Below are 11,972 nucleotides of genomic sequence, written 5' to 3' on the forward strand. Positions count from 1 at the left end.
ATGCTCTACCGCACACCGGGTTGAACCCCGTTGCAAGTCATGTTGTTCGCCGCGTCTTGGAGAGTAAAGCCCGAACCCGGAGTGTTCTCGGTGAACCAACCTGGAGTGATGCTGTTGTTGGGTCCGTCCAACGACTTGGTGAGTGTGCCCTGTTCTGTGCGGGTAACCCACTTGCACGTGATGGTACCGGGGTAGTCCTCGACAGTGATCTTGATAAGCACACAGTTGTTGACCCGGGTGCACGATCCACCGTTAGAGATGTAGACGATGTTTTGATGAGGTTCCGCCCTGCTCGACGCAGATGCCGAGTTGCTCGCCTGCTGACCCTCGGAATCCTGAACTCTCACAGAGATGCTGTGCTTCTCCAAGTAGCCGTTACCGACATTGCGGCTTCCGCTCGCGGTAACGACTTCCTCCGCGCCACCGTCGATCGAGATGTAGGTCGTGATCGGGCGGCCGTTTGTGGCCGGCACCGTCCACCCGAGGGTGACGCTTGTCGCGTTGTCGCTCGCGGTTGCACCAGGCTGGTTGGGCTTGCCAAACGGTACGACCGCGTTCGATCCCGTCGATGCCCCCTGCTGCACTCCCTCGACATTCGACGTCGCCCACATCGTGACCGTGTAGTTCGTTCCGTTCGTCAGTCCACCGATGGTTCCCGAGTTGCGGTTTAGCGTGCCCGTGGCTCCGCTCTGGTCCACCCGATAGTGATAGGTCAGCTCGTCTTGGGTCGAGCCGTTGCCAGCAGCATCACCAAACGTCACGTTCACGCTCTGATCGCCGGGGGTGATACTCACGCTCGACGGCGCACCCGGCGCAATCGCCGCACGGCGCGGAGAGGACTGCGGGCTCGGATCTGAGGCGCCCGCCTTGTTGGAGGCCGAGACCCTGAACGTGTAATCGGTGGTGTCGACCGAGACGACGACATTCGCGCTGGTTCCCGTGATTCCGGGCAACGTGTTGACGACCGAGCCGCCCTTCAGCGTCTCGAGGGTGTAGCTGGCCACGGGGTCGCCGTTGGCGAACGGCGCGGTCCACGAGACCGTGATCTGAGCCTGCCCGCCGACCGCCGTCGATGGCGTCGTCGTGGGAGCGGCTGGAGCAGACGGCTTGCCCGCCGGAATCTCCGTCGCCGAGTACGAACTCCAGTCGCTGGGATCGGGTGCTCGGTTCACGGCCTGCACGCGCACCTGATACGCAGTTCCGTTCTCCAGCCCTTCCCAGACCACGGAGTTGCCCGTGACGCCGGTCTTCTGCACGGCACCGCGCGCCGGGGCCGGCGAGATCTCGAGGTTGTACGACGTGACGGCAGAGCCGGGAGTGGATGGGGTGACCCAGTTCACCGTCATGCTCTTGTCGCCGAAGACCAGCGTGGGCGCCGCCGGGCGGTCGGGGCGGGCATCCGGTCGGGCGGGCGCCGAGGAGGGCGACGGGTCGGACTCGCCGACGCCGTTGGTCGCGGTGACCGTGAAGGTGTACTCGACGTCGTTGGTGAGTCCGTCGAGTGTGCACGTGGTCGATGCGCACTGCTTCGAGTACCCCTGCGGGCTCTTCACGGTGTAACTCGTGATGGGCGAGCCGTTGTTCACGGGCGGAGTCCACGACAGAACGACCGTGCGGTCTTGAATGCTCGTGACGCTCGGCGTGGTCGGCGCATCGGGTTTACCCTGCACGGTCAACCGGATGCGTCCGTCGGCCTGGCGATCAGGATCGCCCGTGGAGTCGGCGATGCGGTAGCGCACCACCATCGTTCCCACGAAGTCGGCCGCGGGCGTCACGTCGACGCCGCTGCCAGCCGGGCTCGCCTGACCGTCGCCCGTCTCGACGACCGCCTCGAGAATCTTCAGCGGGTTCTCCGGGTAGGGGTTGAAGTCGTTCGACAGCACGTCGACCTGGCGGGTCTGGCCCTGGTTCGCCTGCGGCACCACGTCGTCGGTCGCACTGGGCTTCGGCCTCGTCGACGTGACCACGGTCACCACGACGGTTCCCGTGCCCGGCTTGCTCTGCCCGTCGCTGACCTCGATCTGGATAGGCGAGTCGCCCTTGGCCGCATTGCCCGCGGCCTTGACCTTCAGCGTCTGCTCATCCGTCGAGGCGGAGATTCCCTGCGGGAGTTCTCCGACGACCTTGTACGTGAGCTTCTTCAGATCGCCCTCGTCGGGGTCGCGCGACAGTGTGCGCAGGTTGAGCTCGACCTCGTCGCCGCCCGGCTCCACGTTCACGGCACCACCGCTCATGGTCGGCGAGACATTCGTCTTCGACACGACGGTGATGGGAATCACGAGCGTGGACTTCTTGCCATTGGGGTCATCGGGGCCGGTACCGTCGGTGACCTCGAAGCTCAGAGCGTCAGGACCGTAGTAGCCATCGGCCGACGTGTAGCTGAGGGTGGTCGCGTCGGTCACGAGGTTCGCCCCGTTGCCGTGTGATACCGCCACCTTGTCGGCCTGCGTGATGCGCGCGGCCTCGCCATTGCCGGTGACGACGTAGTCGGAGAGGGGAACGCTGATGGTCTCGCCGCTGTTCACGACGATCGGCTTGGTGCCCGCCTTGAGTGAGGGATGCGCGCTCTCGAGACCGGGAACGAACACGAACGCCGACGCCGTCTGTCCGTCGACATCGGTCACGGTGTAGGTGATGATCTGCGATTCCGGAGTGAGCGGGACGCGCAGCTGGCCGTTGCCACGAACCGTCGCCGTGCCGCTCGTGACCGACACGTCGAGGGCATCGATCGTGCCGTCGGGGTCGTCGTCGTTCTTCTTCACGTCGACGTCGGTGCTGGTGCGGCCCACCACGTCGGCGACCTGCACCAGGTCGTCACGGGCGATCGGCGCCTGGAGTGTCGCATCCGGGCTCACCGACACGAGAAGCTGACCCACCGCGGTAGCGCCGTACTGATCGACGATCGTGTACTGCACCGGGTAGTCGCCCGGCGTCTTGGGCACGGTCACAGTGACACGCCCACGATCGATCTTGCCCGTCATGCCCTCGGGCACCGTGAGGCCGTTTTTCTGGATGGCGATCGGGTCGCCGTCGGGATCGGAATCATTCGCGAGAACGTCGACCGCCACCGTGCGGCCAGGCCGCACCGACACGGTGTCTTTCACCGCGTAGGGGCGCTGGTTCGCGCTCGACGAGGGAACGATTCCCACCAGGATGGTGGCCGAGGCCTCAGCCCCCTTGCGGTCACGCACCGTGTAGGTGAAGACGTCCGTGCCCACGGAGGTGGGGTAGGCCTCGTACTCCAACCACGACTGCCCGACCTCGCTGATGCGACCCTTCTTCGGAGCGTCGTCCTGACCGACGAGCTCAACGGAGTCGCCGTCGGGATCGATTCCGTCGAGGGGAATCGGGATGCGCACGGTCGTGCCCTCGAGGGCGCGCACCGTGACGTCGTGCGGGCGGGGCGGGGAGTTCGCTCCCTCGTCGTTGCCGACGATCTGGATGGTCACGTAGCCGGCGTCGCGCTGGCCCTGACTGTCGACGACCTCGTAGGTGGCGTAGACGGTCTTGGCAACGGGGCCGGCCTTGAAGCGCAGGGTGTTCTGCGCCACGAACATGTCCCCGTCGGCCGGGTCGATCAGCGGCGCGATGAGAGCGGGGGCCAGCGTGATCGTGTCGCCGTTAGGCGAATAGTCGTTGTCGAGCACAGGGATCGTTGCGACATCGCCGGCCCGCACGGTCACCTTGTCGTCTGTGGCAACCGGCGGCAGAAGCTTCTGCGGTGCCGGGATCGGGATGATGAACACCTCACCCTTGGCCGACTTGACGCCGTTGGTAACGGTATAACTGATGCTCGCTGGCTCGGAGATGCCGGTGTCTGTGATGCGCAGAGTCTGGTGCTCCAGAACCTCGACGCTCACGCCGAGTCCTTCGGGAACCTGCACAGACTGCACCGCGAGGATTCCTCCGGCGGGGTCGAAGTCGTTGGCGAGCACGTCGGTGAGTACCGAACGGCCCTTGGTGAGCAGGGCGACGTCGCGCACGGCAATAGGCGGTTTGTCTGCGGAGGTGTCGGCCACGACCGTGATGCGCACGAGACCGGGCGCCGACTTCGGGCCGTCTGTCACGAGGTACTGCGCGTAGTAGTCGCCGGGAGCCGCCGACGTGAAGTCGAACGTTCCAGTGGTGTAGTCGGGCGTGATCGTGGCGCCCGGCACCTCATTGACCTTGGCGAGCCGCAGCGGGGCGCCGCTGGGGGCGTAGTCATTCGCCATCGGTGAGACAGTGACCTGTTGGCCGGCCTTCGTCACCACATGGTCACCGTTGGTGACGGGCACGAGGGTGCCTGACTCGCGCACCTCGAAGGCGACCGTACCCTCGGTGTCTGTGATGCCGTCTGAGACGACGATGGTCACGATCTTTCGGCCGGGATCGGGGTCGAGTGCGGTGAACGTCAGCTCGCCGTCTGCCCGGAACTGCACCTGGTTCGCGCCGTCTGCGGTGGCAGAGCGCACGAACATGTCGTCGCCGTCGGGGTCGATCCAGTCGGGCAGCACGTTGTAGGAGCAGGTCGATCCGACCTCGCAGAGAACCTTCGGCACACGTTTCTGAACCGGCGCCTCGTTCGTGCCGGGAGCCTTGACGGTGAGCGTCACCGTCGCATCCGCCGTGCCGCCGCGCCCGTCGTCGGCCGTGTAGGTGAAGGTGCCGGTGCCGGATGCGTCGGGAGACACGATGATCTGCATGGCCACGCCGCCGAGAATGGGCTGCACCTCGCCGATCGAGGGTTGCGGGCCCTTCAGCGTGGCGGTGAGCACATCGCCGTCGGGGTCGGAGTCGTTGTCGAGCACGGGCAGCACGACAGTGCGGCCGGCCCGCACTCCGAGCTGATCGTCTTCGGCGATAGGCGGGTTGTTGATCTCGCTTCGCTCGGGCAGGATGACCTGCAGCTCCTCTTGAGTGCTGTCGTCCTCCTCGTCGGTCTTCGTCTCGTCCGGCGGAGGAACGATGTCGTCCCAGTTCTCGACCTTCTTCATGTCTTGATTGACGAGCCAGACGGCACCCGAGGTGAGGTCATTGAGCACGACGACATTGCGATTGACGCGGAACACGAGCTGAGCCTGCGCCGTGATGCCGTCGATGGTGGTCTCGACATCTTTGTCGTCACCGGCGCAGTCGCGAATATAGGCGTTCGAGACGGCCCACGCCGCGTAGGCGCAGCCGGCGAGATACACGGGTGCAGCGGGTTTTCCGGGCTTCCCGGCCGAGGTCACGGTGGCAGCTCCACCATCGAGCGGCTGGCGGATCAGCGAGGTGTCGGTGGCGATGAGCACGGCGTCGGATGCCGGGCCCGTCTCTTGCAGCACGCCTCCGGTCGAATCGGCCACGTCGACCTTCTTGCCACCCGGCAGATAGGCGATGCCGTTCGCCGAATCGAACACGACGGCGTCGTCGCCGACGGTCGTCATCGTGAGCGCAGCGTCGTCTTCGGTCTTGGGAAAGCCGTTCTTCACCGGCTCGAGCGGCACGCCGTCTTCGTCGAGCGGGATGGTGACCATCTCGCCCGACGTCGGCGACAGTGCGTGAACGCCACCATCGACATCCACCGTCGCGGACGCGCCTGAGCCGAGCGTCAGCAAGGGTTTGTCGGGGTCGGGCAAGAAGTTGGCGACATCGCTGGCGCGAGTGGTGAAGAGGTCGCCGGTCTTGTCGACGACGGCGAGCGTGTTGCCGCCCATGGTCACGGATGACTCGGCCGGCAGGGCCACGGCATTGCCCAGTGTCACCGACACGGGGTCGATAGGCGCCAGCGATCCGGTGGCGTGGTCGACCGTGATGATCGTCTCGTCGTGCTGAAGGATGTCGAAGTCGCTCGACGTCATCTTGAGGCCGCCGTCGAGCAGCTGGGCCTGATAGTTGAGGTGACCCACGAGGAGTCCGGAGGGCTTGGTGACCCACACGCCGCCGTCATTGAGCTCGACGTCGGCCGTGGTGATGCCCTGATAGAGAAACGCCATCGTGGTGACCGCGAGCGAGAAGACCGTGACGGTCGCCACCGACGCAGCTGTCGCCTTGCGGCGGCGCAATGCCTCGAAGAGCCTCACACGATCCTCATCTTCACGTCGGGTATGCCGTTTTGTCGTCGCGTGCACCCTGAACAAGGCACAGGTGCACCCGGACATTCAAGCACGGGGACACGACCCAAAGTAAATGGGGACTTCTCCCCATTGCCGCCTCGATCAGACCGCTCCGGGCCGTGCGCAATACTGCCTCACGACCTCGGCGACAGACGAGTGCTCCGCCACGACGATCTCGATCCGCCCTCGCGTCGCCGCTATCCGCACGATCGATACCCCCGCGTAGCTCGGATGCGGAACCACGTCGACGACGTCGACTCGAGCGGGTATGACCACCGTTCGTGCGCTCGAGACGTCATCTCCGGCCCCTCTGACGATCCAGCGGCGACGGTGGATCAGGGAGATGTCTCCCGTTCCGCCTATCGCCACCACGCCGCTCAGAAAAGCCGGGTTCATTCGGTGCGCGACCGCAAAACGGAGGCCGGAGCCGGCCGCGGGATGGACGCGAATCGTCGATTGTCCGGCCAGCACGACCGAACCCGGCTCGGTCCTCAGAACGTCAGCGCAGTCGCTTCGGATTCCCTGGTCACGCATCTCAGGCAGGAACTGCTCTGCGGCAAGCTCGATGTCGTGCGCATTCCCCGCGGCGTCCTCATCAGACCCGACATCCACTCTCGTCGCCTGTCGGCGCACCTCTGCGACGAGCCGGGTGATGCTCTCCCGGTCGGATCCGTTGTAGGGGATCAGCAGGGGCTCGGTCCCCACCGCGTGCACGGTCAGCAGCCCGTCGAGCAGAAGCACGGAGTCCTCGATGGCGAAGATGTCCCGCACCGCCAGCTCCCGTGCGGTGTACCTCTCGTCTGCTCGGGTCAACGCCGTGATGCTCTCGGTCGTCACGATGAGCAGCTGGTCGTAGAGGTGCATATGAGGATTCGCGTCTCGGCGCGCGATGTCGCGCGGCACCTTCAGCACGACGAGAGTGTTCGAGAACTCGATGTGATGGCCTGCGTAGAGTCGCGGCACGTCCTCCGAAGACCGGACCTCCCTGATCCAGGGACCGAACGCGTCGTATTCGTTTGAGTGCACACCCCAGTTGTACCGCAGGGACTGTGTTGCGCGGTGGTCAGAGAGGTGCGACCACCAGGCGCGCGCTCACCGCCCGCGAAACGCAGGGCATCACGAAGTCGGCCTGCTCACTCTCCGACAGAACGACGTCGCGATGATCGGCCTCACCCTCGACGAGCCTGAGCCGGCAGGTTCCGCACGTTCCGCTGCCGCACGAACTGTCGACGTCGATGCCTGCACCCTCGAGGGCCGCCAGCATGGTCTGGTCGCTCGACACCGGGATGCGGGCAGTCGTGGGCTGCCAGTCCACCTCGAAGGGCATGCTGATCTCGCCGAACGCGGAGACACCGGCGAAGTCCTCCATATGCACTCGACTCGGGCGCCAGTGCATCGTGAGAGCCCGGAGTTCGTTCTGCAGCGACTCTGGCCCGCACACATAGAGGTGGCGCTCTCCGGGCGTCACGAGAAGAGGCCACCACTCGAAGGCGCCGTGCAGGGCTCGGTGGTGCAGGGTCATCGGCTGAGTCACTCCATCGATCTCATCGAATGCGACCAGCTTGGCCAACTCATCGAGATAGGGCGTGTCTTCGCGTGAACGACTCAAGTACACGAGCTGAACATCTGTCACGCGGCGCCTGCGCAGCTCGATCAGCATCGCCCGGATCGGAGTGATTCCGATGCCCGCCGCCACCAGCAGGTACGACGAGGCGACCATCAGTTCGAAGGCATTGCGCGCGGGGGAGATCACGAGCTCGTCGCCACGGCACACCTCGTCGACCATGCTGCGGGAGCCGCCGCGTCCGTTCCCGTCGCGGCGCACCGCGATCACGCGACGGCTACGGTCGCTCACATCGGAGGTCAGCGAGTAGCTGCGGGCATCGCCCGAGGGCGTGTGTACCGTGATGTGGGAGCCTGGCTCGGCCGGCTCGAACAGCGCGCCATCTACGCGCCGCAACTCGAACTCGCACACGTCGGCCGTGAGCATCCGGCGGGCTGAGACGACGACCGTCTGATCGGCGCCGCTGTCGTGGGTCGCGCCGTTCGCACTCACGCTGTCGCCTCCTCGCGCACCGACACGGTGTGGCCGACGACGAGCTCGCCGGCCGAGAGCACTTCGGCGAACACGCCCATGATCTCGTGACCGTAGTTCTCATGAAGCAGGCGCACCACCGGCACATCGCGGCGGGCTGTCGTGGGGTCGACCTCGGTTGCGGCGCAGCGTTCCGTCTCTTCGACCACACGGACGGTCACTCCCTCTGGGCCTCCGAGCTGCAGTTCCCTGCCCATCCAGTCGCGTTCGACCCATGGCTCGAGACCCTCGATATAGACATTGGCCCGAAAGCGCAGCGGGTCGAGCTCGCGCCCGATCCTCGCCTCGAACTCGCGAATGGATGCGCGGTTGATGAGCGAGATGGTGTTCATCATGCGCGGGCCGTCGATCGCGTTGTCGGTGAAGTTGTACCCGGGCTGCTCGGCCAGCACGGGCCGCTCGCCGTCGGGCAGATCGGTGACGCGGGCATACAGCTCGACCAATTCGGCCCGGCCCTCGGCCGTGCCGAGGTCGGCCTTCAACACCGGATGCCCCTGCACGGTCACGCGCATCACTCGCGTCTCGGGGTCGAATCTCGCGGCGAGGCCGGCCAGACGATCGGTGTTCAACAGCACGTAGTACTCGCGCTTCGACAGGGGAGCGAAGTTGACTGCGTCGTAGGCGCCGAACGGCTTGGCCAGAGCGAAGAGACGGTCGGAGGGAAACGCGCTGCCTGCCTCGAGCGCCACCCGGTCGAGGGGCTCGGGAGTGAGACCCTTGACCGGGTAACGGTAGAGCGAATCGATCGTGCCGAGCATGTCTCGAGAGTACTTGCCGGACCAGGTGCCCACGTGCCCTAGTGGGACTACTTGCCGGCTTGCAACGTGGCGAGCAGATCCGGGCCACGTTTGTCGAGAATCGACCCTCCCCAACGCACCGCGATCACGAGCATGCCGCTACCGAGCACGAGTCCCAGTGCCAGCGCGATCCAGCCGTATATCGCGTCGCCCGTGACGAAGCCGATGATGGCGAGAACCAATTCGGGCAGCACGAGCACGGTCAGGCCTCCCCATGTCGCGAAGGTCGTGAGCGTCAACATGAAACCACCACCTGGCTTCGCTTTGAAGGGGCTCTCGCCGGGCGCCGGAACGGGGAACACGAATCGACCCGAGACGACCGACGACAGCGCGAATCCAGAGAGCAGCAAGCCGATCACCAGACCGAGCAGCCCGGGCAGCACCTGCCACGAGTTCGTGAACCACACCGACGCGATGGTCAGCAGCACCGACACCGGAACCGCGAACACACCCAGAGCCACCACGCGGCCGAGTCGGTCGTCGCGGCCCGATACGCCCGTCGACAAATGCAGAGCGAACGCCGTGTTGTCGTACGAGACATCGGTGTAGATCGACAGCGCCAATAGCAGCGCCACGACCGGTCCGAGCGCGTTCAACACGCCCATGCTGCTCATGTTTCCCGAGTACACGAACAGCAGAACAGGAATGAGCGGAATGACGATGAGCGACTGCGCGTACCGCGGATCGCGCATCCAGTAGGTGAGTGCGCGTGCTGCGACGGCGCCCCAGGGCGTGGCCGGAAAGACGCCGAAGAACCCGAGCTTGCGGGTTCCCTTCACTGCCGGCGACGACGCCCGGGCGGGGTTCTCGAGCGCGTGCCGCAGGCTCGAACGCCAGACGACCAGCAGGATGGCGAGGGTCGCGAGACCGATGACGAATCCGGCCGCCGCCCGGCCGAGATCTCCGGTGACGATGTAGCCGGGAACCGACCAGATCGCGCCGAGCGGCGTCCACGCGACGATGTCGGCGATGCCGGGAAGGGCATCCGCAGAGCTGCGTAGCAGCGCCGTGAGCCCGATCATGATCGGGCCGATCAGGATCAGCGGGATGAAGAACAGGATTCCCTTGGCTTCACGGAACCGGCGGCCCGATCCGATACCTGAGCTCAACGCTGTGATCGCCCGCGAGCCGGCGACACACGTGAGAACACCGATCACGGCGCAGACGATCGCCGAAATCGCACCGAGTGGATGCTGCCACCACGTCGCCGCGGTTGCAAGAGCAGCGATCGAGGTGACGATTCCGGGAACTCCAAGGACTCCGCTGACGAGAAGTCCCAGCACGAGCTGGTTGAGGGGAATGGGGAAGATGGCCAGCCGCGAAGGCTCGACGGTCTGGTCTGTTCCGGGGCCGATGAGGGGCAGAACGATCCAGCCGAGGATGGTGGCGGCGCCGCCCAACACAGTGACGGTGCGGGCCAGCTCACTCGGCGCGAAGCTGAGGGCGATGAGCCCTGCCACGACGCCGAAGAGAACACCGAGCCCGTACAGCCCACCGATCACCACGGCGACGATCTGCCAGGGCCTTCCCTTCAGGCTGTTCGCCAGAATGAGAAAGCGCAGTCTTACGAGAGTCGCAACCATTCCGGCCCCTCTCCTGTGCGGCGACCTCCGACGAGTTCGACGAAACGGTCTTCGAGCGTGGAGCCCTGGCGCACCTCTTCGGTCGTACCCGCGGCGAGCACGCGGCCCTGGGCGATCACGGCCACGTGGTCGCACATACGCTGAACGAGGTCCATGGCGTGGCTCGACACGATCACGGTTCCGCCAGATTTGACGAAGCCGTCGAGGATGTCGCGGATGTTCGCGGCCGACACGGGGTCGACCGATTCGAACGGCTCGTCGAGCACGAGCAGACTCGGTGCATGCACGAGAGCGCATGCCAGGGCGATCTTCTTGGTCATTCCTGCCGAGTAGTCGACCACGAGCGTGCCGCCGGCCGATTCGAGGTCGAGCAGGTTGAGCAGGTCATGAGTGCGCTCGGCGACGGTCTCTCGACTCATGCCGCTGAGCAGCCCCGCGTAGGTCACGAGTTGGGTGCCTGTGAGACGGTCGAAGAGTCGGACGCCGTCGGAGAGCACCCCGACGAGGCGCTTGGCCTTGATGAGGTCTTGCCAGACGTTCACACCGTGGATGGTGATGTCGCCCGCATCCGGACGCATCAGGCCGGTCGCCATCGACAGGGTCGTCGTCTTTCCGGCGCCATTGGGGCCGACGAGACCATAGAACGAGCCGGAGGGAACCGTGAGAGCCAGGTTGTCGACAGCGACCTTCTCACCGAATCGCTTGGTGAGGCCCCGGATCTCGAGGGCCGGGCCATGAGCATCCGTGACCGGAGGGAGAACCTGGGCCGGGTCGGTCTGTGTCGAATTCGTCTGTGTTGAGTTCGTCTGTGTCGAGTTCGTCTGAACTGGGTCGGTCTGTACTGGGTCTTCCAAGGACATAGCCGCCTGCTTTCCGTCTTACGATTGCCGTCTTGCGATAGACATTCAGGCCGTTCTCGTTGTGCGATCAGTCGATACGCGTGCGCGAACCCGGCGCGTGTCACCCACCCTAGAGGGAGCATCAGACAGGCCGCATCCCCCGCGCGGTGGACATCGGGCACGCACCGCGCGCCCCTCTTCCGCGCTGATCGAGACTCTCCTGCGCCGGCCGAGCGGCCCGCCTCCTTGCGCTGGTCGAGCAGGCCGCCCACCTCCTTGCGTTGGTCGAGTAGGCCGCCCACCTCATCGCGCTGGTCGAGTAGGCCGCCCACCTCATCGCGCTGGTCGAGTAGGCCGCCCGCCCTCATCGCGCTGGTCGAGTAGGCCGCCCGCGGCCGTATCGAGACCACCCGCCAACCGCTGCTGTCTACTCCTCCACAGGGCGCATTTCTTGGAAGTTATCCACAGGCGAATCACCTGATGAGAAATTGAATGCGTGACTCGACCCGGTGTCGGTGGCTGCTGTTTGACTTCTCGTATGTTCACCACGATCCCTCCCCTTGAGCCCGACCCGTATGTGG

The 11,972-nt window shown here is 65.5% G+C and carries 6 protein-coding genes; all 6 read right to left on the bottom strand.

Annotation, left to right across the window (positions count from 1 at the left end; all coding sequences use genetic code 11):
* Window positions 1-5: 5 nt before the first annotated feature.
* On the bottom strand, window positions 6-6,044 hold the full coding sequence (locus tag B9Y86_RS15070) for an Ig-like domain-containing protein (protein WP_176223380.1): 6,039 nt from the start codon (window positions 6,042-6,044) through the stop codon (window positions 6-8).
* Window positions 6,045-6,179: 135 nt separating this feature from the next.
* Window positions 6,180-7,103: a hypothetical protein gene (locus B9Y86_RS15075; RefSeq protein ID WP_139824933.1), complete on the bottom strand. Its 924-nt coding sequence runs from the start codon at window positions 7,101-7,103 to the stop codon at window positions 6,180-6,182.
* Between the two features lie 37 nt (window positions 7,104-7,140).
* Entirely contained in the window at window positions 7,141-8,133 is a 993-nt protein-coding gene (locus B9Y86_RS15080) for a PDR/VanB family oxidoreductase (RefSeq protein ID WP_085487541.1), read from the bottom strand.
* Window positions 8,130-8,930, bottom strand: coding sequence for an MOSC domain-containing protein (locus B9Y86_RS15085; RefSeq protein WP_085487544.1), 801 nt, complete (start codon window positions 8,928-8,930; stop codon window positions 8,130-8,132). Before B9Y86_RS15085 ends, B9Y86_RS15080 begins: the two co-directional genes overlap by 4 nt.
* A 47-nt stretch (window positions 8,931-8,977) precedes the next feature.
* Window positions 8,978-10,552, bottom strand: coding sequence for a transporter (locus B9Y86_RS15090; protein ID WP_085487546.1), 1,575 nt, complete (start codon window positions 10,550-10,552; stop codon window positions 8,978-8,980).
* The gene (locus tag B9Y86_RS15095; RefSeq protein WP_085487548.1) at window positions 10,534-11,412 is read right to left on the bottom strand and encodes an ABC transporter ATP-binding protein; all 879 of its coding nucleotides are present in this window, start codon (window positions 11,410-11,412) and stop codon (window positions 10,534-10,536) included. Before B9Y86_RS15095 ends, B9Y86_RS15090 begins: the two co-directional genes overlap by 19 nt.
* Window positions 11,413-11,972 lie beyond the last annotated feature (560 nt).

This window comes from Agreia pratensis, assembly GCF_900177685.1.
GTDB lineage: Bacteria > Actinomycetota > Actinomycetes > Actinomycetales > Microbacteriaceae > Agreia > Agreia pratensis.

Excerpts from the sequence above, each read along its gene's own strand:
- B9Y86_RS15085 (WP_085487544.1), bottom strand. The coding sequence starts at position 8,930 with ATGCTCGGCACGATCGATTCGCTCTACCGTTACCCGGTCAAGGGTCTC.
- B9Y86_RS15090 (WP_085487546.1), bottom strand. The coding sequence starts at position 10,552 with ATGGTTGCGACTCTCGTAAGACTGCGCTTTCTCATTCTGGCGAACAGC.
- B9Y86_RS15095 (WP_085487548.1), bottom strand. The coding sequence starts at position 11,412 with ATGTCCTTGGAAGACCCAGTACAGACCGACCCAGTTCAGACGAACTCG.